Raw genomic sequence first — 20,552 nt, 5'->3', positions numbered from 1 at the left:
GCTACCTTCAGAGGATGGGAACGAGGCCGGCGCCGAATGCGGTCAGCATGCGCACCAGCAGCCACTTCGGCCCGACATTGACCTCGGGGAAGTCGCCCACCGCGACATAGCAACGGTGGAAATCGGCGCTCTGCCGCGGCAGTGGCTGCGGGCAGTCCGGGCCGGGCTTGAATTCGTAGTCGGTGGCGTAGCGCCACGGCCAGAAGTCGAGGATCGGCAGCGCCTCGGAGGCCTTGCCGACGCTGTAGTTCAGGCCGGACAGGACCGGCGGCTTGGCACGCGGCGCCACCGTCCAGGAGTTCTGCGGGTGGGTATCGCGCAGGATGCTCTGGGCCAGCTGCTCGGCGAAGGCCGGATCGTCGATGATCACCGCGCCTTCGGTGTTGTAGTTCTCGCTGCGCGGATCGAAGTTATGGGTGCCGACCACGCCGATGCGGCGGTCGACCACCAGCGACTTGGCATGCAGGCCCATGCGCGCGCCCTTGCGGGTGACCGGCAGCGGCTTGTTGACCGCCTTGCTGCCCAGGAACGAGGGGCGCGTTTCGGTACGCAGCAGGCGGGTCTCGACTTCGCTGCCGGCAGCACGCCGGCGCGCACGGGCATTCTCATACGCACTGCCGGTACGCGGATGGATCACCCGCGCCGGCCGGTCGTCCACATCCGCAGCGGCCACCGCATCACCACCACTACCGCCACCGGCATTGCTGCCCGCCGCGCTGCCACCGAGCAGCGGATTGCGGCCGGTATCGCTGCCCGGCGCTGCGATCGGGTCGGGCAGCAGGTTGCGGTAGTCGACCGGGGCATCCAGCGGGAACGGCTTGAATTCGAAGATGTTGAAGCCCAGCTCGCGCATGTTGCGCCGCTTGTACTTGTAGGACAGCGCATACACGATCGGGTTGTCGGTGGCGGCCAGGCTGTTGCTGGATACCACCACGCGCGGCGGCTGCGGGCGCTTGCGCAGCTCGCGGAACAGTTTCTGTGCCGGCTTGGACAGCACCAGGTAGGGTGTCTGCAGGATCACTTCGTGCTGCGCACTGGAGATCAGTGCATCCAGCTGCGGCTCGGTGACATGCTGCCCGGCCAGTGGGGCGTCGGCGCGCTCACGCCGGTGCTTGCGCGGCAGATCGGCCACATAGCGCACCGAGGCGACCGGCAGGGCGGTATCCACGAACGAACGGGTGACGAAGGCGACGTCGTTGGCTTCCTCGCTGACCCGCTCCACCCGCTCGGGCCTGCGGAACTGCGCCGGCGGCAGCAGCGGCACGCCCTGCTTGAGCAGGGTACGGCCGACATCGTTCAGGCGCTCGGCCGGCACGCTGCGCTGCGCGCGCCAGAAGGCATCGAAGTTGGCCGCCATCGCGCGTGCTTCGGGGCCGGCGATCAGCACGTCACGGTCGCGGAAGTTGTATTCGCGGTCCCAGTCGTAATAGTCGTCCTGGTAGTTGCGCCCACCGACCACGCCGATCGCATCGTCAACCACCAGCAGCTTGTTGTGCATGCGCTGGTTGAAGCGGCGGAAGCAGCACAGCACGCTGCCGGCATAGTCGAAGTAGTTCAGACGGGCCTTGCCGAAGGTCGGGTTGTAGACCCGCAGCTGGAAGTTCTCGTGGGCACCGGCCAGTGCGCCGAGGATCTGCAGGTCGGAGATCGCCGAAAGCTGGTCGATCAGCAACCGCACCTTCACCCCGCGCCGCGATGCCGCCAGCAGCTCGTCGATGACCAGGCGGGCGCTGTCGTCCTTGTCGAAGATGTAGGTCTGCAGGTCGATGCTGCGGGTGGCGCTGCGCAGCAGGTTCAGGCGCGCGACCAGCGCACCTTCGCCCTCGTCCAGCAGGGTGGCGTAGTGCCGCGGCTGGTCCGGGGTCGATTCGCTGAACGCCCGGCCGGCCAGTGCCCGCAGGGGCGAATCCAGCGCGCAGCGGTCGGCCTGCTGGCAATCGACCTGCGTCGAGCGCGCCTGCACGGCAATCGCCTCGGCGCGATCACGCTGGGCATGCGACAGCGACGCGCAGCCGCTGCCCAGCAACACGGTTGCCAGCGCCAATACACGCAGCAAAGGATTCACGGTTTCGGCGCCTCGCTGAGGCGCGCACGCAATACGAAAGTCACTCGGTCACTCAAGGCAAGCTGCCAGCTGTCCATGCCATACCGACCTCGTTGCACGGTACCGCGGCTGACGACGTCGCAATCATAGCCGGGTCGGGCACATTCCGCTTTCTCGACCTTGAGCGTCTCCGGATGGCTGACCCCGCGCAGGGTCAACCGGCCGTCGATACCGCCGCCCTCGGCAACCGTCTCCGGCCAGTACGGCAGCGAGTCGAACTCCACGAACGGGTAACGACCGGCGTCGAAGAACTCGGGGCCGCGCATCCAGCCGGTATAGCGGTCCTTGCCGGGAATCTCCACGGTGCGGGTGAACATCTTCAGGTGGACCTGGTGGCGGCCATCGGACAGCACTTCGATACGCCCCTCGAAACGGGGGAACACGCCCTCGATGCGCTGGCCGAAGCGGGTGCGGACTTCGAAACCGATCTGCGAGCGCACCACATCCAGCTGCAGCGTACGCGGCGGTTCGGCCACGACCGCCGGCAGCGCGGTCGGTGGCGGTGCGGCAGCCCAGGCCGGGCCGATCGCCAGAACGACTGGCAGCAGACAGCGGCCCGGCAACGCCAACCTCATCGGCTCACGGCCACCAGAAGGCGTTCAGGCTGGCCACGCCCGGCTCGATCGTCGCCTCGCGGGCGAACCCGAGCACGGCCACGCCGCCCGGCGGCATGCCACGGTAATCACTGCTGGTGCCATCGGTCATCAGCGCCACCAGCTGCTCCAGCCCGGGGTTGTGGCCGACGATCAGCACCCGGTCCAGGTCACGGCGCTCGTCCACCAGCGCGGCCAGGGTGCCGGGGGTGGCCTCGTAGATGCGGTCTTCCAGGCGCTTTTCGACATAGCCGATGGCTGCCATCACCGCTTCCAGGGTTTCGCGGGTCCGCCGCGACGGTGAACACAGCACGCAGTCCGGCAGCAGGTTGTTCTCCTTCAGCCACTTGCCGGCGGCTTCGGCTTCAGCGAGCCCCACCGGCGACAACGGCCGGTCGAGGTCGGCCTGGCCGGTGGTGGCCGGTTCGGCGTGGGCGTGGCGGAGCAGGATCAGTTCGCGCATTGCGGGATTCCAATGAAGGGATGGAGACCTACGGCTGTTACAGCTTCAGCCAGGACAACAGGGGTTCCCAGTCGGCCTGGTGCTCGCGCACCTGGGCGGAGCGGTAATCGAAAAGACTGCGGCCCAGGCCGGTCATGACCACATAGCTCTGGCTGTCGCGCAGCTGGGCGACCACCGGATAAGGCCAGTCAGCCAGCATCTGCAGGGCCTGCTGCGAGGTCTGGGTCCAGGGCTTGGTGCGGTTCAGCACCAGCCCGACCGGCAGCTTGCGGCTGTGCACGCGCGGTACCTGGGCCAGGCTGTTGAGGAAGCCGACGATGGCTTCGATGTCCAGTGCCGAGGGCAGCACCGGCACCACCACGGCATCGGCAGCGTCGAGGAAATGCGGGATATCGTCGGCCAGCGCGCCGGCCGGTGCATCGATCACCACGGTATCGGTACCGTCGGGCAGCTTCTGCGCCCATTGCTTCTTGCGGTACACGTCGATCGGCAGCACCGCGCTTTCCAGCCCGGCCCGGCGCTGTGCCCAGCGGGTGCTGGAGCCCTGCGGGTCGGCATCGGCGATCACCGTGGCCTTGCCTTGCAATGCCGCGTACGCGGCCAGGTGGGTGGCGATGGTGGTCTTGCCCACCCCGCCCTTGGAACCGGCCACCAGGATCGTCTTCATGCCAGCCTCGCTTCCGGGTACGTGCCCCGAGCGTACACCGCCGATGGTGACGGAAGGTAGAGCCGTGCTGAACCAGTGCCCCCGGCCTTTGCTATCGTGGCGCCCCCGAAGGATCGAACCGCCATGAGCGAACTGCAGGACCTGAGCGCGCTGATCCGCGCCAACACGCCGTTGATCGTGGTCGAGACCCAGGATGAGGGTCGCATCGTCGAGCTGTTCCGGCAGACGCTGATGCATGTCTGGCGGGCCCTGCACCGCTGGTCGATCACCGAGGGCCTGCGTCGCATCGACCTGGAGCGCGAGGACGAGCCGGTCGGTCCGCCCGATGCCAGCGCCGCATTGCAGATGATCCGCCAGGCCGACCAGCGCGGCGTGTACCTGCTGCTCGATTTCCACCCTTACCTGGGCTACGCCAGCCACCAGCGTGCCCTGCGCGACCTGATCCAGCGCCGCCACAGCGAACCGCACGTGCTGGTGCTGATCGGCGCCAAGGTGGAACTGCCCGCCGAACTGGAAGCCCTGGCGGTGCGCTTCAACCCGCGCCTGCCCGACGCCAATGCACTGTTGAAGATGCTGCGCGAGGAAGCCGATGCCTATGCACGCGAACACGGCGGGCGCCGGGTGGAAGTGGACAGCGAGGCGGTCAAGAAGATCCTGAAGAACCTGCAGGGCCTGAGCCTGGTCGATGCGCGGCGCATCGCGCGGCAGCTGATCTATGCCGATGGCGCGCTGCGCGACGACGACCTGCCACAGTTGGCGCGGCTGAAGTTCGAGCTGCTCAACCGCAGCGGCCACCTGTTCTTTGAACATGACAGCGCGCGCTTCGGCGATGTGGCCGGCGCCAACCGGCTCAAGCGCTGGATCAACCAGCGTCGCGTCGCCTTCATCGCCGGCTCGGCACCGGCCGGGCTGGACCCGCCGCGCGGCATGCTGCTGCTGGGCGTGCAGGGCTGCGGCAAGTCGATGCTGGCCAAGGCCACCGCCGCCGGCTTCGGCGTGCCGCTGCTGCGCCTGGACGTGGGCGCGCTGTACAACAAGTACCACGGCGAGACCGAAGCCAACCTGCGCCAGGCACTGGCCTCGGCCGAGCAGCTGGCGCCGTGCGTGCTGTGGATGGATGAGATCGAAAAGGGCCTGGCCACCGGCACCGAGGATGGCGGCGTGTCGCGCCGCGTGCTCGGCTACCTGCTGACCTGGATGGCCGAGCGCAAGGCGCCGGTGTTCATCGTGGCCACCGCCAACCAGGTGCACGAGCTGCCGGCCGAGCTGCTGCGCAAGGGCCGCTTCGACGAGATCTTCTTCGTCGACCTGCCCTCGGCCGATGTGCGCGTGGAACTGCTGCGGCTGCACTTGGGACGGCGCCAGCTCAATGCCGACGACTTCGCGCTGCCGGCACTGGCCGCAGCGGCCAACGGGTTTTCCGGTGCGGAAATCGAGCAGGCGATCGTGGCCGGGCTGTATTCGGCGCATGCCGAAGGCCGGCCGCTGGACACCGAGCTGCTGATGGGCGAGATCCGCACGACACGGCCGTTGTCGGTGCTGATGGCCGAGCAGGTGGCGGCGTTGCGGGAATGGGCGTCGGGGCGCACGGTGTCCGCGGACGACTGAGGGTCGCCGCCACCGCGTCCATCCACGCGGGGCGTGGATTCCCTGTCGGTCAGGGTGCGGTGTCTGGGCTCCAGCCAGCGGGCGGGGTCAGCGGCAGACCGTTTTCCTGCAACAGGCGGCTGATGGCTGCCGTCGTGCCTTCGCGCGCGGCGCGCTGCAGGTAGCCGGCGGGCAGCCCCCGCCGCCGCGCACTCAGCTGTTGCCACTGCAGCCAGTCAAGTGCGCGCTGGGCATCAGGATCGGCGGGCACCAGCCGCAGCGCCAGTTCCTGCAGACCCAGATCGCCACTGGCTGTCATCTGCGTGGCCAGCCTCCTGCACGTTGCGCTGTGCTGTGCCTGCCCGCACAGCGCAATGCCGGCGAAGTCCCACAAGGTGCGTTCCTCCAGCGACCCCAGCAGGGCGTCTTCGACGATCTGCCGCGGGCTGCGGTCCGCCTCCTCCAGCGGCGTGTCGGACAACGACACCCCTGCCAGCGCCTGCAGCTGCATCGCCAGCAGCCGCCGCGTCCCATCACCGAACGGTTGCCGTTCCGCGGCGGCGCGCAGCTGCTGTGTCGCCATGCCGACTTCTTCCAACCGCCAGGCCACCTGCACCGCCTGCCACGCGCCCTCGCCGTTGTCCTGATCGTCCGCACGCTGCGCCTCCAGCAGTGCCGGCAACAGCCCGGCACCTGTGGGCGCAGCCGTGGGCAAGCCAAGATTGCGACCGACGGGGTCACCGCAGGTGAGCGTGCCCTGGCACAGCCGCAACAGGCGGTGGCGGTGGAAGCGGTGCGCTGGCGCGGCCTGCCAGGCGTCCAGGAAAACCGGCGTGAGTGCATCGGCATCGGTCAGGCGCTGGCCGTCGGCCTGTACGCCCAATGCCAGCGACAACTCGGCCCCCTGCCAGCGCTCGGCCGGGACATCGCTGGCCTGCAGGGCGGCGATGCGGGTGACGACCGGCTGCAGCCAGTCCGGCACGGACCGGTCCTGAGCATTCAGTCCCCCTGGCAGCAGCAGCGACAGGAACAACAGCAAGGTAGCGCGTTGGCGCATCCGGAGCTCATGGCAGCGAAGGGCCAACCATTGTAGGCCCCCTTGCACGCCGCCAGCGGCCGGCCGCTGTCAGGGCCAGGCTGGAGGTGCGGCCGCCCAGGCCTGCTGTACTTCACCCAGCGTGGCACGCTCGTCGTCGCGCCATTGCGGCAACAGCTGCGCGTAATGACTGCTGTCGCGCCATTGCCCCGGCTCGGTCCGTACGGCGGCGGCATACCACTTCACCGCCTCCTGCTGCTGGCCAGCCCGCCACAGCGCCAACGCATAGCTCGGCGGTACCCAGCCCGGATTGCTGCGCAGGGTGCTGGCAGCGGCCTGCCACTGTTCCAGCGCGGCCAGCGCCTGGCCCTGCCGCAACAGGTCCCAGCCATAGTTCCAGCGTACGCTGCGGCCCAGCGCGCTCTGCACCGGCGCCTCGGCCAGTGCCTCGCGATAGAGCTTGTCGCCCAGTTCCGCGCGCCCCTGCGCGATGGCCACCGACGCCAGCTGCGCCGTGGCTTCCAGCCCCTTGCGGCCACGCTCGCGATGCTTCAGCAGCTGTGCCACCAGGTCTTCGCCTTCACCCTGCACCACCGTGATCGGCGCGGCAGCGGCGTCGCTGTCGAAATAGAACTCCTGCGGTGCCGGCAATGCCGGCGCGGCCCACACAGTGGCCGCTCCCGAAACCAGCAACACGCCGGCCAGGAACTGTCCTGCAACTGACATCCCAATTCCCCCAAGGTTGAAACACCAACCCTCCCTCTCTCTCCCCGATCCTAACCCCAGCACGGCCCCGGCGCGAGTGCCGGGGGCCCTGGCCCCCCACTGTTACAATTCGCGCCTTTCCCGCCGCGTGCACCTGCGCGGCCGGTGCCAGCCGATCCTGACAGGCCAGCCATGACCAGTACCGCGCAACTCACCTCGCCCGCTTCCGCCGACCTGCTCGACCGTGATTACACGCTCGACCACAAGTACACCCGCAACGAAGGGCGGATCTACCTGAGTGGCGTGCAGGCGCTGGTGCGGCTGCCGCTGATGCAGCGCCTGCGCGACGAAGCTGCGGGCATCGACAGCGCCGGTTTCATCAGTGGCTATCGCGGCAGCCCGCTGGGCGGCTTCGACCTGGAACTGTGGCGCGCGCGCAAGCACCTGGAAACGGCCAAGGTGAAGTTCACCCCGGGCCTCAACGAGGACCTGGGCGCCACCATGGTGTGGGGTACCCAGCAGACCAATCTGTTCCCCGGTGCCAACGTGCAGGGCGTATTCGGCATGTGGTACGGCAAGGGCCCGGGCGTGGACCGCTGCGGCGACGTGTTCAAGCACGCCAATGCCGCCGGCACGTCGCGCCATGGTGGTGTGCTGGCACTGGCCGCCGATGACCATGCCTGCCGCAGCTCGACGCTGCCGCATGGCAGCGAGGACGAATTCGTCAGCGCGATGATGCCGGTGCTGAACCCGGCCGGCGTGCAGGACATCCTCGACATGGGCCTGCTCGGCTGGGCGATGAGCCGTTACACCGGGCGTTGGGTCGGCTTCAAGACGATTGCCGAGACGGTGGAATCGTCGGCCTCGGTCGAGGTTGATCCGCTGGCCCGGCGCATCGTGCTGCCGGAGGACTTCGACATGCCCGCCGGCGGCCTCAACATCCGCTGGCCCGATCCGCCGCTGGACCAGGAGATGCGCCTGCACCGCTATGCGGTGAAAGCCGCGCAGGCCTTCGCGCGTGCCAACGGCATCGACAAGGTGGTGATGGACGCGCCGCGTGCGCGGCTGGGCATCGTCACCACCGGCAAGAGCTACCTGGACGTGCTGCAGGCACTGGAATACCTGGGCCTGGACGAGCAGGCCTGCGCCGACATCGGCATCCGCGTGTACAAGGTCGGCATGACCTGGCCGCTGGAACCGGAAGGCATCGCGCGCTTTGCGCAGGGCCTGGAAGACATCATCGTGGTGGAGGAGAAGCGTGCCTTCATCGAGCGCCAGATGAAGGAGCAGTTCTTCAACTGGCCGGCCAGCTGGGGCCAGCGCCCGTCCATCGTCGGCAAGTACGACGAGGCCGGCGAGTGGATCCTGCCGTCCACCGGCGAACTGACCCCGGCCACCATCGCCGGCGTGATCGGTCGCCGCATCCAGAAGTTCTTCAACAACGAATCCATCGAGCAGCGCCTGCAGTGGATGCAGGAGAAGGAAGCCGAGCTTGCGTTGCCGCGCGCCAGCTTCCCGCGCGTGCCGCACTACTGCTCCGGCTGCCCGCACAACACCTCCACCACCGTGCCGGACGGTTCGCGTGCGCTGGCTGGCATCGGTTGCCATTACATGGTGACCTGGATGGACCGCAGCACCGACACCTTCACCCACATGGGTGGCGAAGGCGTGACGTGGGCCGGGCAGGCCGCGTTCACCGACACCCAGCACGTGTTCCAGAACCTGGGCGACGGCACCTATTTCCATAGCGGTTCGCTGGCCATCCGCCAGGCGATCGCCGCCGGCGTCAACATCACTTACAAGATCCTCTACAACGACGCGGTGGCGATGACCGGCGGGCAGCCGGTGGACGGCCCGTTGAGCGTGCCGGACATCGCAAAGCAGATGCGGGCCGAGGGCATCCACACCATCATGGTGTTGTCGGACAACATCGCCAAGTGGACGCGCCAGCGCGAGCATTTCCCCAGCGACGTGGAATTCCACGACCGCAGCGAGCTGGATGCGGTGCAGAAGCGCCTGCGCGAAGTGAAGGGTGTTTCGATCCTGATCTACGAACAGACCTGCGCCACCGAGAAGCGCCGCCGCCGCAAGCGCGGCAAGCTGGAAGACCCGGCCAAGCGGGTGATGATCAATTCGCTGGTCTGCGAAGGCTGCGGCGACTGCGGCAAGAAGAGTTTCTGCGTGTCGGTGCTGCCGAAGGAGACCGAGTTCGGTCGCAAGCGCGACATCGACCAGTCCAACTGCAACAAGGACTATTCCTGCGTCAACGGCTTCTGCCCGAGCTTCGTCACCGTGCACGGTGGGCAACCGCGCAAGGGCAGCAAGCGCGATGCCTCCACGCTGCTGGACAACCTGCCGGCACCGGTGGTGCGCGGCACCCTGGAGCACCCCTGGAACATCCTGATCACCGGCGTTGGCGGTACCGGCGTGGTAACCATCGGCGCCCTGCTGGGCATGGCCGGTCACCTTGAAGGCAAGGGCGCCTCGGTGCTCGACCAGACCGGCCTGGCGCAGAAGGGTGGCGCGGTGACCACGCACATCCGCATCGCCCGCCGCCCGGACGACATCCATGCGGTGCGCATCGCCGCTGGTGAAGCCGATCTGGTGCTGGGCTGCGACATGGTGGTGGTCAACGACTACTGGGCGCTGTCGAAGGTACGCGCTGGCCGTTCGCAGGTGGTGCTCAATACCTACGAAGCGATGCCGGGCACCTTCACCACCCGCCCGGACATGCAGTTCCCCGCCGCCGACATCATCGCCGGCGTGCGCGTGGCCCTGGGTGGCGAGGAGCCGCTGCTGCTGGACGCAACCCAGCTGGCCACCGCGCTGCTCGGCGATGCGATCGCCGCCAACCTGTTCATCCTCGGCTACGCCTGGCAGCAGGGCCTGGTGCCGCTGTCGTTCGAGTCGCTGATGCGCGCCATCGAACTCAACGGCGCGGCCGTGGCGATGAACCAGCAGGCCTTCGCCTGGGGCCGCCTGGCCGCGGTCGATCCGCAGGCCGTGCAGCAGGCCGCCGGCCTGGTGCGTAACCGCCACACCGACACCGAGAACACGCCGGGCCCGCTGCATGCGCTGCCGCCGGGCGAATGGGAAGGCAACGAGTGGGGCGCTACCGCCGCACCGCGCAACACCGGTGACGAGCGCGAGCTGCGCGGGCTGCCGACGCACGGTGGTGATGTCGCCTTCCTGCCGCTGGACGACGCGCGCCTGTCGCGCTCGCTGGACGAGATGATCGAGCGCCGCTCGGCCTTCCTGACCGACTACCAGGATGCCGCCTACGCCAACCGCTACCGCAGCCTGGTCGAGCGCGTACGCGCGGCCGAAGCCGAGCGCATCGGCGGCTCCACCGCGTTGACCGAAACCGTGGCCCGCTACCTGTTCAAGCTGATGGCGTACAAGGACGAGTACGAAGTGGCGCGTCTGTACACCAGCGGCGATTTCCAGCGGCGCCTGCAGCAGCAGTTCGAAGGCGATTACCAGCTGCGTTTCCATCTGGCACCGCCGCTGTTCGCCAGGAAGGACGAACAGGGCCGGCTGCAGAAGAAGGAATACGGCCCGTGGATGTTCAAGGCGTTCGGCCTGCTGGCGAAGCTGAAGTTCCTGCGCGGTGGTCGCCTGGATGTGTTCGGCCGCACCGAAGAGCGTCGCATGGAGCGCCAGCTGATCACCGATTACGAGGCGACTGTGCAGCAGCTGATCGACGGACTGGATGACGACCGCCTGGCACTGGCGGTGGAGATTGCCAGCGTGCCCGAGCACATCCGCGGCTTCGGCCACGTCAAGGAAGCGCACTTCGAGAAGGCCAAGGCCCGCGAAGCAGTGCTGCTGGCGCAGTGGCGCAACCCGAAGGCGCTGCATATCGTGCAGGTGGCTTGAAGGGAGTGCCGGCCGCTGGCCGGCCTCTGCCTGCCCCACGCATACCGTCGCTTCATGACAACGAACGCTGACATTTTGTAAATAGTCGCCGTTCGATTACATTCGACGAAATGTCATCGAACGGCGACTATTGCCTGGATGTCGTCGAGCGCATACATTCGCGGAATGGACGTCCTCCGAACTTCCCGAGACCTGGGCGTGGTCATCCGCCAACGTCGCAAGACACTCCGCTGGGATCAGGCGCAGTTGGCCGAACGCGTGGGAGTGAGCCGGCAGTGGGTCATCGAAATGGAGAAGGGCAAACCCCGGGCCGAACTGCAACTTGTACTGCGGACACTGAATGTACTCGGCCTGGTACTGACCGTCGGTAACGTCGAGGGCGAGTCATCCGTTGCTGATTCGTCGGAAATGCCTCTAGTGCTGCCCGATATCGACACTATCGTGGATGGCAACCGGCTGTACCCGGATGAACGTCGCAAGGCAGGTGTGCCGATCGATGGTCGTAACCGCAGCAAGGATCTCTGAGAACCTCTTCTCCCTGGAAACCGCGCTTCCGGCATGGACCTCAACGTACTCCTTTCCAACAGAGTGGCTGGATACCTTGGGCAGGATGCACATGGGCATCCAACGTTCCGTTACGCGGACAGTTGGCGCCAGACGCCGGGGGCCTATCCCTTGTCTCTCGCACTTCCGTTGGCGCAGGACAGTGCGCCCAGCGCAACGCTATCGGCGGTGTTGTGGGGACTGCTTCCGGACAACGAGGTACTGCTGCAACGATGGGCCTCGCGATTCCATGTATCAGCCCGCAATCCGGTCGCATTGCTCTCCCACGTGGGTGAGGACTGCGCGGGAGCCGTCCAGTTTGTGAGAAGTGAACGGCTCGCGGCCGTCCTTTCGGGCGAGAGCGACAGGCAGGAGCCACTGTCCACGCATGAAATCGCCCAACGCCTGCAGCGTGTACGTGTGGACCAAGCCGCAGCACGCCGACTCGATGATGTCGGACAGTTCAGCCTGGCCGGGGCGCAAGCCAAGATCGCCCTGTTACAGCGCGACGACGGGGGCTGGGAGATTCCCGCCGGTCGTATTCCAACGACCCATATCCTCAAGCCACCCAGCGGCGACTACGACGGATTCATCGAGAATGAGGTGTTCTGCCTACGTCTGGCCAGACACGTTGGCATGTCCGCCGCGTTTGCTGAAATGATCTGCGTGGAAGACGCACAGGCAATCTCCGTAAGGCGATACGACCGCATACGTACGGCGGCTGGATGGCAGCGTGTACACCAGGAAGACTTCTGCCAGGCTCTGGGCGTGATGCCCCAAATCAAGTATCAGAATCAGGGTGGACCCGGTCCTGCCGATCTTGCACGAGCGCTATGGGATCACTCCAGTCAACCGCGCTCGGATGTCGAGGCACTGCTGCAGGCACTGCAATTCAACTACCTCATCGGCGGCACGGATGCGCACGCGAAGAATTATTCGCTGCTGATAGGCGCCCAGGGAAGGGCCCGCCTTGCCCCTCTGTACGATATCTCCAGTGCCCTGCCCTACACCGAACTTGAGCACCGCAAGATCAAGATGGCGATGAAGATTGGCAGCCACTACCGCTGGTGGGACGTCCGCTTGATGGATTGGCGGTCTACCGCTGAGGCAATGAGACTTGATGCAGACAAGGCACTGTCTGGATTGTTCGACATGGCCAGCCAACTTCCCACGCTCGCGCGACAGTTACATGCGGAACTCCACGCGGAGGGGATTTGTCACCCGGTACTGAACCGCTTGCTCGATGCCATCGATATGAGCTGTCAACGCTGCCTGCGGCAGTTTGAACAACCCGACGCCTGATCACCCCAACCGCCACAGCAGCAGGCGGTTGTTGGACGGCATCGCCACATCCCCCAGGCGGGTAAAGCCGTTGTCGGCGGCCAGTGCCTGCACCGCTTCGCTATCGCGGATGCCGCTGCGCGGATCACGCGCCTTCAGCCACGCATCGAACTGCGCATTGCTGTCGCTGGTGTAGCGACCGCCGTAGTTGAACGGGCCGTACACCGCCAGCAACGCGCCGTGGCGCAGCAGGGGTGGCAGTGCGGCAAACAACGCCTGCACGTGCTCCCAGCTCATGATGTGCAGGGTATTGGCACTGAATGCAGCGTCGAACGTGCTGCCTTCCGGCAAGCTCAGGCCGGGCGCTGGCGGCAGTTCCACCTGCAGCGCCACCGGTGGCAGCAGGTTCAGCAGCGCCGCCTCCGCGCGCCAGGACTCGATGCCGGGCAGATGATCCGGATGGTCGCTGGGCTGCCAGCGCAGCCATGGCCAGCGCTCGGTGAAGAAAGCAGCATGCTGGCCGGTGCCGCTACCGATCTCCAGCACCCGGTGGCGATCTCCCATCCACGGGTCGAGCGCAGCGGCGATCGGTTCGCGGTTGCGTTCGCAGGCTTCTGAATACGGCTTGCTCGACATCGAGACGGCGTCCAGGCGGGGTCGGCTTCATTGTGCACGAGGGGGGTATTGCTCGGCAGGGCTGCGCCCTGCACCTGCAGAGGCCGCGGCAACTGCCAGAGCAACAGCAGAAGCTGGCTCCTGCGGGATGGCGGGGGGGGTCCGGTGGCGGGGGACGCCGTAAACCCATCCTTGGGGGCTTGGCCGCGGCATCCATGCCGCGGACACCCCCGCCACCGGCCCCCTCCCGCCTTCGACAGTTTTCCGCGATCTGCTGGAACGGCTCTTGGGGTCAGATCCGTTTTCCTGCGGAAAACGGATCTGACCCCAGATTTATTTCGATACCTGACAGATGTGTCGACCAAGGTCGACACCTACCAACAGCCACGGAGATCTGTCAGAGGTGGGGTGGTGTGGGGTGGCAGGACCGTTGGCGCCATGGATGGCGCCATCGAGCCCCCATGGACGGGTTTACGGCGTGTCCTGCCACCCCACACCGCCCCACCATCCCACGGAGAGCCCGCTTTTGACGTTGACGTTGCTGCTGAGGTTGCCGGCCAGCGGCCGGCACTACCGCAGGTGCAGGGCTACAAGCCCTGCCGAAACCCTCCCCGACCATGACTGCAGTCACTTGCCCGAATGTCCGCCGCTGGCGAAAGTCGAGGAGTTGACGTGATCGGATCGGTCCTTTGCCGGCCGCACGGAAGTGAGAGAGAGACGCTGTGCAACGACGTGAGTTCCTGGCATTTTCCGCTCTGGGCCTGGCGGGCCTGGCCCTGCCGCATTCGCGGCTGATCGCCGCCGAGCAGTTGCTGGCCCCGGTCGACCCGGCCAAGCGCCGGCGCCTGGCCGAGGTCGCCCTCGCTGCCGCGCGTTCGGCCAAGGCCAGCTACTGCGACGTGCGCATCGGGCGCTACCTCAACCAGTCGGTGATCACCCGCGAGCACCAGGTCGGCAACGTGACCAACCGCGAATCGTCCGGTGTGGGCGTGCGGGTGATCGTCAACGGTGCCTGGGGTTTCGCCGCCACCCACCAGCAGACCGAAGCGGCGGTGCGCACCGCCGTCGAACAGGCCACCGCCATCGCCCGCGCCAATGCCAGCATCCAGTCCCGCCCGGTGCAGCTGGCGCCCACCCCGGCCGTCGGCGAGGTGCGTTGGCAGACACCCATCCGCCGCAATGCGATGGAAGTGCCGATCCAGGACAAGGTCGAGCTGCTGCTGGCGCTCAATGCGGCCGCACTGAATGCGGGTGCCGACTACATCAATTCCACCCTGTTCCTGGTCAACGAGCAGAAGTACTTCGCTTCCAGCGACGGCTCGTTCATCGACCAGGACATCCACCGTATCTGGCTGCCGTTCACCGCCACCGCCATCGACAAGGCCAGCGGCAAGTTCCGCACCCGCGCCGGCCTGTCCTCGCCGATGGGCATGGGCTACGAGTTCCTTGATGGCGATGCACGCGGCAAGGTGCAGCTGCCCGGTGGCATCACTGCGTACCGTGATTCCTATGACCCGGTCGAGGACGCCATCGCCGCCGCCCGCCAGGCGCGCGAGAAGCTGAAGGCGCCCTCGGTGAAGCCCGGCAAGTACGACCTGGTGCTGGATCCGTCCAACCTGTTCCTCACCATCCACGAGAACGTCGGCCACCCGCTGGAACTGGACCGCGTGCTCGGCTACGAGGCCAACTACGCCGGCACCAGCTTCGCCACGCTGGACAAGCGCGATGCCGGTTTCCGCTGGGGCAGCGACATCGTCACCTTCTTCGCCGACAAGACCCAGCCGGGCAGCCTCGGCGCGGTCGGCTACGACGACGAAGGGGTGAAGACCCAGCGCTGGGACCTGGTGCGCGACGGCATCCTGGTCGACTACCAGGCGACGCGCGATGAGGCGCACATCCTCGGCCGCGACGCCTCGCATGGCTGCAGCTATGCCGACTCGTGGTCCAGCGTGCAGTTCCAGCGCATGGCCAATGTCTCGCTGGCGCCGGGCAGGACGCCGCTCAGCGTGGAGGACATGATCAAGGACGTGGAGAACGGCATCTACATCCATGGCCGCGGCTCGTACTCCATCGACCAGCAGCGCTACAACGCGCAGTTTGGCGGCCAGCTGTACTACCAGATCAGGAACGGAAAGATCACCGGCATGGTCGAGGATGCGGCCTACCAGATCCGCACGCCGGAGTTCTGGAACGCCTGCACCGCCATCTGCGATGAACGCGACTTCCGCCTTGGCGGTTCGTTCTTCGACGGCAAGGGCCAGCCCGGCCAGGTGTCGGCGGTCTCGCACGGTTCGTCCACCACCCGTTTCAACGGCATCAACATCATCAACACCGCGCGCAGTCTCGGCGCTTGAGCCACCCGTCCTTCATGGAGAGCAGCCTTGCACAGACGTGACTTCCTGGCCCTGACCGGGCTTACCGCTGGCGGCCTGATCGTGCCGTCGTTCTTCGGCAAGGCGATCGCCGCCGAGCAACTGCAGTCCAGCCTCGACCCTGCGCTGAAGAAGCGCCTGGCCGACGCCGCCCTGCAGGCCGCGCGCAGCGCCGGCGCTACCTACTGCGACGTGCGCATCGGCCGCTACCTGCGGCAGTTCGTGATCACCCGCGAGGACAAGGTGCAGAACGTGGTCAACACCGAGTCCACCGGTGTGGGCATCCGCGTGATCGTCAACGGCGCCTGGGGCTTTGCCGCCACCAATGCGCTCAGCACCGCCGACGTGGCCCGTGCCGCGCAGCAGGCCGCGGCGATCGCCAAGGCCAACGCGGGCGTGCAGACCGCGCCGGTGCAGCTGGCCAAGGCACCGGGCGTGGGCGAGGTCAGCTGGAAGACGCCGATCCGCAAGAACGCGATGGAGGTGCCGATCAAGGAGAAGGTCGACCTGCTGCTGGACGTCAATGCTGCGGCGATGGGCGCCGGTGCCAGCTTCGTCAACTCGATGCTGTTCCTGGTGAACGAGCAGAAGTACTTCGCCTCCACCGACGGTTCCTACATCGACCAGGACGTGCACCGCATCTGGGCACCGATGACGATCACCGCCATCGACAAGGCCAGCGGCAAGTTCCGCACCCGCGAAGGCCTGTCCGCACCGATGGGCCTGGGCTACGAGTACCTCGATGGCGCGGCTGCCGGCAAGGTGCTCACGCCCAATGGCGTGGTCAACTACGGCTCGTCCTACGACATGAAGGAAGATGCCATCGCGGCGGCCAAGCAGGCGCAGGAGAAGCTGAAGGCGCCGTCGGTGAAGCCCGGCAAGTACGACCTGATCCTGGATCCGTCGCACACCTGGCTGACCATCCACGAGTCGATCGGCCACCCGCTGGAACTGGACCGCGTGCTCGGCTACGAAGCCAACTACGCCGGTACCAGCTTCGCCACCCTGGACAAGCGCGAGCAGCATTTCCAGTACGGCAGCGAGCACGTGAACATCTTTGCCGACAAGACCCAGCCGGGCAGCCTCGGCGCGGTCGCGTACGACGATGAAGGCGTGAAGTGCAAGCGCTGGGACCTGATCAGCAACGGCAAGCTGGTCGACTACCAGACCATCCGCGACCAGGCCCACATCCTCGGCAAGACCGAATCCGATGGCTGCTGCTATGCCGACTCGTGGTCCAGCGTGCAGTTCCAGCGCATGGCCAACGTGTCCATGGCGCCGGGCAAGTCGCCGCTGAGCGTGTCGGACATGATCAAGGACGTGGAGAACGGCATCTACATCATCGGGGATGGTTCGTTCTCGATCGACCAGCAGCGCTACAACGCGCAGTTCGGCGGCCAGCTGTTCTACGAGATCAAGAACGGAAAGATCACCCGCATGCTCGAAGACGTGGCCTACCAGATCCGCACGCCGGAATTCTGGAATGCCTGCAGCGCCGTGGCTGATGAACGCGACTACCGCCTGGGCGGTTCGTTCTTCGATGGCAAGGGCCAGCCCGGCCAGGTCTCGGCGGTCTCGCACGGTTCGTCCACCGCGCGCTTCAACGGCATCAACGTCATCAACACCGCACGCAGCCTCGGCTGACCGGTCAGGAGCCCTTACACCATGAGTATCTTCACCGAAGCCCAGGCCAAGGCCATCCTCGACAAGGTCATCGCCCTGTCCAAGGCCGATGAGTGCACGGCCGTACTGGCCGGTTCCATCAACGGCAACATCCGTTTCGCGCTGAACAACGTGTCCACCAGCGGCATCGTCGACAACACCGAGCTGGCCGTCACCGTGGCCTTCGGCAAGCGCGTGGGTACCGCCTCGATCAACGAGTTCGACGACGCGGCGCTGCAGCGCGTGGTGCGTCGCGCCGAAGACCTGGCCCGCCTGGCCCCGGAAAACCCGGAGTTCATGCCGGCCATCGGCAAGCAGACCTACCGCCCCAGCCCGACCTTCAGCGAATCCACCGCCGCCATCGATCCGGCCTTCCGCGCCAAGGTCGCCGCCGATTCGATCGCGCCGTGCCGTGGCAACGGGCTGATCGCTGCAGGCTTCCTCGAAGACGGCCAGGGTTTCTACGCCACGGCCAACAGCAATGGCAACTTCGGCTACCAGCGCACCACCAACTTCGACTACACCTGCACCGTGCGCACCGAAGACGGCCGTGGTTCGGGCTGGGTGGGTCGCAACCTGAAGGACGCTGCCGACTTCAAGGCCGACCAGGACATCCGCATCGCCATGCGCAAGGCGACCGAGTCGCAGGAAGCCAAGGCACTGGAACCCGGCAAGTACACGGTGATCCTGGAGCCGGCAGCAGCCGCCGGCCTGATCAGCTTCATGATGAACTTCTTCAGCGCACGCTCGGCCGATGAAGGGCGCAGCTTCCTGTCGAAGAAGGGCGGTGGCAACAAGCTGGGCGAGCAGGTCTACGATCCGCGCGTGAACATGCATGCCGACCCGTGGCACCCGGACGCGCCGGTGCTGCCGTGGGACAACGAGGGCATGCCGCGTGAGCGCATCGCCATCATCGAGAACGGCAAGGTCGCCAACCTCGACTACTCGCGCTTCTGGGCTCAGAAGCAGGGCAAGACCGCCAAGGCCACGCCCGGCAACCTGCTGATGAGCGGTGGCGAGAAGAGCACCGCCGAACTGGTGCGCGGCACCCAGAAGGGCATCCTGGTCACCCGTACCTGGTACATCCGCATGGTCGATCCGCAGACCGTGCTGCTGACCGGCCTGACCCGCGATGGCACCTTCTACATCGAGAACGGGCAGATCAAGCATCCGGTGAAGAACTTCCGCTTCAACGAATCGCCGGTGATCATGCTCAACAACATCGAAGAGCTGGGCAAGCCGGTGCGCGTGGCCGGTGACGAGTCCAACTTCGTGATGATGATTCCGCCGATGAAGCTGCGCGATTTCACCTTTACCTCGTTGTCCGACGCGGTCTGATGGATCGACGGGCCTGCCTGCGCTGGTTGGCCGCTGCCGCTTCGGCGGCGGCGCTGCCAGCATGGGCGCAGGCAGGCCCGCGCAGTTCGCGCTACGACTTCTGGTTCACCCGCCTGCAGTACGACTCCGGCGACTGGGACGTGGACGCGCGCATGCCGTCCAACCTGATCACCTCGCTGATCGACTACACCTCCCTGCGGGTGGACCCGCAGGAACGCGTGGTGGCGTTGGCCGACCCGCGCATGCTGGAGGCGCCGTTCTGCTACCTGGCCGGGCACACCCTGGTCGAGTTCAACGCCGCCGAACGGCAGAACTTCGTGCGCTACGTGCGCAATGGTGGCTTCGTCTTCGTCGACGACTGCAACCACGATATCGACGGCCTGTTCGCCACCTCGTTCGAAGCGCAGATGGGCCGGCTGTTCGGGCCGAAGGCGCTGCAGAAACTGCCCAACAGCCACGCGCTGTACCGCAGCTTCTTCCGCTTCCCCGACGGCCCGCCCGCGACCAGCTTCGAGCTCAACGGCTGGGGCGATGACCTGGTGCACGACTACCTGAAAGGCATCGAGGTCGATGGCCGGCTGGGTCTGCTCTACAGCAACAAGGATTACGGCTGCGAGTGGGACTACGACTGGCGCAACAAGCGTTTCCTGGCCGAAGACAACACCCGCTTCGGCGTCAACATCGTGATGTACGCATTGAACAATTGAACGGACCACGCCCATGACCTCCCCCGACCTCGATTCCCTGCTGCCGCGCCTGCATGCGCTGCGCAGCGCCCTGGCCCACGCCGTGGTCGGCCAGCACACCGTGGTCGAGCAGCTGCTGATCGGCCTGCTGGCCGGTGGCCACTGCCTGCTGGAAGGCGCGCCGGGGCTGGGCAAGACCCTGCTGGTGCGCTCGCTGGGGCAGGCACTGGAACTGCAGTTCCGGCGCGTGCAGTTCACCCCGGACCTGATGCCCAGCGACATCCTGGGCACCGAACTGCTGGAAGAAGACCACGGCACCGGTCATCGCCATTTCCGCTTCCAGCAGGGCCCGATCTTCACCAACCTGCTGCTGGCCGACGAGCTCAACCGCACCCCGCCCAAGACCCAGGCGGCGCTGCTGGAAGCGATGCAGGAGCGTACGGTCAGCTACGCCGGCACGACCTACACGTTGCCGGCGCCGTTCTTCGTGCTGGCCACGCAGAATCCGATCGAACAGGCCGGTACCTACCCCTTGCCCGAAGCACAGCTGGACCGCTTCCTGCTGCATGTGCTGGTCGATTACCCCAGCGAGGAAGAAGAGCGGCAGATCCTTGAACAGACCACCGGCGGTGCCACGGAAAGCGTGCCGAAGGTGATGGATGCCGAAGCGGTGATCGCGCTGCAGGCGGCGGTGCGCCAGGTGCATGTCAGCCCCGACGTGCTGGCCTGGATCACCCGCCTGGTCCGCGCCAGCCGCCCCGGCGATGGCGCACCGGCGGCGATCAACCAGTGGGTGAAATGGGGCGCGGGTCCGCGTGCCGGGCAGTCGCTGGTACTGGCCGCCAAGGCGCGCGCCCTGCTGCAGGGACGCTTCGCCGCCACCCGCGAGGATGTGCAGGCGCTGGCGGCACCGGTGATGCGCCATCGCCTGCTGCTGTCCTTTGCCGCCGAAGCCGAGCAGAAGCGGGCCGACGATGTGGTCGCCGCACTGCTGCAGGCCGTTCCCTTCCCGGGTTGATCC

The 20,552-nt window shown here is 66.6% G+C and carries 16 protein-coding genes; 9 read left to right on the top strand and 7 right to left on the bottom strand.

Features of this window, described 5'->3' with window-relative positions; translation table 11 throughout:
• Nucleotides 1-7: 7 nt before the first annotated feature.
• The 4 genes from J2X70_RS04795 to J2X70_RS04780 are packed head-to-tail and all read right to left on the bottom strand — an operon-like array spanning nt 8 to nt 3,827.
• Nucleotides 8-2,065 carry a phospholipase D family protein gene (locus J2X70_RS04795; RefSeq protein ID WP_025875988.1) on the bottom strand — a complete coding sequence of 686 codons (2,058 nt, stop codon included), beginning with the start codon at nt 2,063-2,065 and terminating at the stop codon, nt 8-10.
• A complete protein-coding gene (locus J2X70_RS04790; RefSeq protein WP_025875990.1) occupies nt 2,062-2,679 on the bottom strand; it encodes a YceI family protein in 618 nt (205 codons plus the stop codon). The genes J2X70_RS04795 and J2X70_RS04790 overlap by 4 nt, the downstream gene beginning before the upstream one ends.
• A 4-nt stretch (nt 2,680-2,683) precedes the next feature.
• Nucleotides 2,684-3,160, bottom strand: a complete 477-nt coding sequence (locus J2X70_RS04785; RefSeq protein WP_032977995.1) for a histidine phosphatase family protein — start codon at nt 3,158-3,160, stop codon at nt 2,684-2,686.
• 37 nt (nt 3,161-3,197) lie between these two features.
• On the bottom strand, nt 3,198-3,827 hold the full coding sequence (locus J2X70_RS04780; protein ID WP_025875994.1) for a ParA family protein: 630 nt from the start codon (nt 3,825-3,827) through the stop codon (nt 3,198-3,200).
• Between the two features lie 123 nt (nt 3,828-3,950).
• Here J2X70_RS04780 and J2X70_RS04775 point away from each other — a divergent pair, with 123 nt between their 5' ends.
• A complete protein-coding gene (locus J2X70_RS04775; protein WP_025875996.1) occupies nt 3,951-5,435 on the top strand; it encodes an AAA family ATPase in 1,485 nt (494 codons plus the stop codon).
• 49 nt (nt 5,436-5,484) lie between these two features.
• On the opposite strand, the gene J2X70_RS04770 is transcribed toward J2X70_RS04775, so the two are convergent.
• Together J2X70_RS04770 and J2X70_RS04765 are read right to left on the bottom strand one after the other, a co-directional pair.
• Nucleotides 5,485-6,471 (bottom strand): hypothetical protein, encoded by a 987-nt coding sequence (locus J2X70_RS04770; protein WP_059063136.1) that lies wholly within the window; start codon nt 6,469-6,471, stop codon nt 5,485-5,487.
• A 69-nt stretch (nt 6,472-6,540) separates the two neighbouring features.
• Nucleotides 6,541-7,176, bottom strand: coding sequence for a tetratricopeptide repeat protein (locus J2X70_RS04765; RefSeq protein WP_025875998.1), 636 nt, complete (start codon nt 7,174-7,176; stop codon nt 6,541-6,543).
• A 171-nt stretch (nt 7,177-7,347) separates the two neighbouring features.
• On the opposite strand from J2X70_RS04765, the gene J2X70_RS04760 reads away from it, so the two are divergent.
• The 3 genes from J2X70_RS04760 (at nt 7,348) to J2X70_RS04750 (ending at nt 12,879) form a co-directional block, all read left to right on the top strand.
• On the top strand, nt 7,348-11,034 hold the full coding sequence (locus tag J2X70_RS04760; protein WP_218788298.1) for an indolepyruvate ferredoxin oxidoreductase family protein: 3,687 nt from the start codon (nt 7,348-7,350) through the stop codon (nt 11,032-11,034).
• A 165-nt stretch (nt 11,035-11,199) separates the two neighbouring features.
• Nucleotides 11,200-11,559, top strand: coding sequence for a helix-turn-helix transcriptional regulator (locus tag J2X70_RS04755; protein WP_223483158.1), 360 nt, complete (start codon nt 11,200-11,202; stop codon nt 11,557-11,559).
• Nucleotides 11,560-11,592: 33 nt separating this feature from the next.
• Nucleotides 11,593-12,879 (top strand): type II toxin-antitoxin system HipA family toxin, encoded by a 1,287-nt coding sequence (locus J2X70_RS04750; RefSeq protein ID WP_025876004.1) that lies wholly within the window; start codon nt 11,593-11,595, stop codon nt 12,877-12,879.
• Here the strand turns inward: J2X70_RS04750 and J2X70_RS04745 are convergent, their stop codons facing one another.
• On the bottom strand, nt 12,880-13,494 hold the full coding sequence (locus J2X70_RS04745) for a DUF938 domain-containing protein (RefSeq protein ID WP_059063132.1): 615 nt from the start codon (nt 13,492-13,494) through the stop codon (nt 12,880-12,882).
• A 701-nt stretch (nt 13,495-14,195) separates the two neighbouring features.
• Between J2X70_RS04745 and J2X70_RS04740 the strand changes: the two genes are divergently transcribed.
• Genes J2X70_RS04740 through J2X70_RS04720 form a run of 5 tightly spaced genes read left to right on the top strand, consistent with a single transcriptional unit; the run spans nt 14,196 to nt 20,549 of the window.
• Complete coding sequence (locus J2X70_RS04740; RefSeq protein WP_025876008.1) at nt 14,196-15,827, top strand: TldD/PmbA family protein; 1,632 nt, start codon at nt 14,196-14,198, stop codon at nt 15,825-15,827.
• Nucleotides 15,828-15,854: 27 nt separating this feature from the next.
• Complete coding sequence (locus tag J2X70_RS04735) at nt 15,855-17,489, top strand: TldD/PmbA family protein (protein WP_025876010.1); 1,635 nt, start codon at nt 15,855-15,857, stop codon at nt 17,487-17,489.
• 21 nt (nt 17,490-17,510) lie between these two features.
• Nucleotides 17,511-18,845 (top strand): TldD/PmbA family protein, encoded by a 1,335-nt coding sequence (locus tag J2X70_RS04730; RefSeq protein WP_025876012.1) that lies wholly within the window; start codon nt 17,511-17,513, stop codon nt 18,843-18,845.
• Nucleotides 18,845-19,552 carry a DUF4159 domain-containing protein gene (locus J2X70_RS04725; RefSeq protein WP_025876014.1) on the top strand — a complete coding sequence of 236 codons (708 nt, stop codon included), beginning with the start codon at nt 18,845-18,847 and terminating at the stop codon, nt 19,550-19,552. The genes J2X70_RS04730 and J2X70_RS04725 overlap by 1 nt, the downstream gene beginning before the upstream one ends.
• A gap of 13 nt (nt 19,553-19,565) precedes the next feature.
• A complete protein-coding gene (locus tag J2X70_RS04720; protein WP_025876016.1) occupies nt 19,566-20,549 on the top strand; it encodes a MoxR family ATPase in 984 nt (327 codons plus the stop codon).
• The last annotated feature ends 3 nt before the right edge of the window (nt 20,550-20,552 follow it).

This window comes from Stenotrophomonas sp. 1337 (assembly GCF_031455455.1).
Classification (GTDB): Bacteria; Pseudomonadota; Gammaproteobacteria; order Xanthomonadales; family Xanthomonadaceae; genus Stenotrophomonas; species Stenotrophomonas indicatrix.
The sequence above is the reverse complement of the archived record's forward strand: the minus strand, read 5'-3'. Positions and strand labels throughout refer to the sequence as shown.

Excerpts from the sequence above, each read along its gene's own strand:
- J2X70_RS04745 (WP_059063132.1), bottom strand. The coding sequence starts at position 13,494 with ATGTCGAGCAAGCCGTATTCAGAAGCCTGCGAACGCAACCGCGAACCG.
- J2X70_RS04720 (WP_025876016.1), top strand. The coding sequence starts at position 19,566 with ATGACCTCCCCCGACCTCGATTCCCTGCTGCCGCGCCTGCATGCGCTG.
- J2X70_RS04755 (WP_223483158.1), top strand. The coding sequence starts at position 11,200 with ATGGACGTCCTCCGAACTTCCCGAGACCTGGGCGTGGTCATCCGCCAA.
- J2X70_RS04775 (WP_025875996.1), top strand. The coding sequence starts at position 3,951 with ATGAGCGAACTGCAGGACCTGAGCGCGCTGATCCGCGCCAACACGCCG.
- J2X70_RS04730 (WP_025876012.1), top strand. The coding sequence starts at position 17,511 with ATGAGTATCTTCACCGAAGCCCAGGCCAAGGCCATCCTCGACAAGGTC.
- J2X70_RS04780 (WP_025875994.1), bottom strand. The coding sequence starts at position 3,827 with ATGAAGACGATCCTGGTGGCCGGTTCCAAGGGCGGGGTGGGCAAGACC.
- J2X70_RS04750 (WP_025876004.1), top strand. The coding sequence starts at position 11,593 with ATGGACCTCAACGTACTCCTTTCCAACAGAGTGGCTGGATACCTTGGG.
- J2X70_RS04790 (WP_025875990.1), bottom strand. The coding sequence starts at position 2,679 with ATGAGGTTGGCGTTGCCGGGCCGCTGTCTGCTGCCAGTCGTTCTGGCG.
- J2X70_RS04770 (WP_059063136.1), bottom strand. The coding sequence starts at position 6,471 with ATGCGCCAACGCGCTACCTTGCTGTTGTTCCTGTCGCTGCTGCTGCCA.
- J2X70_RS04765 (WP_025875998.1), bottom strand. The coding sequence starts at position 7,176 with ATGTCAGTTGCAGGACAGTTCCTGGCCGGCGTGTTGCTGGTTTCGGGA.
- J2X70_RS04760 (WP_218788298.1), top strand. The coding sequence starts at position 7,348 with ATGACCAGTACCGCGCAACTCACCTCGCCCGCTTCCGCCGACCTGCTC.
- J2X70_RS04785 (WP_032977995.1), bottom strand. The coding sequence starts at position 3,160 with ATGCGCGAACTGATCCTGCTCCGCCACGCCCACGCCGAACCGGCCACC.
- J2X70_RS04725 (WP_025876014.1), top strand. The coding sequence starts at position 18,845 with ATGGATCGACGGGCCTGCCTGCGCTGGTTGGCCGCTGCCGCTTCGGCG.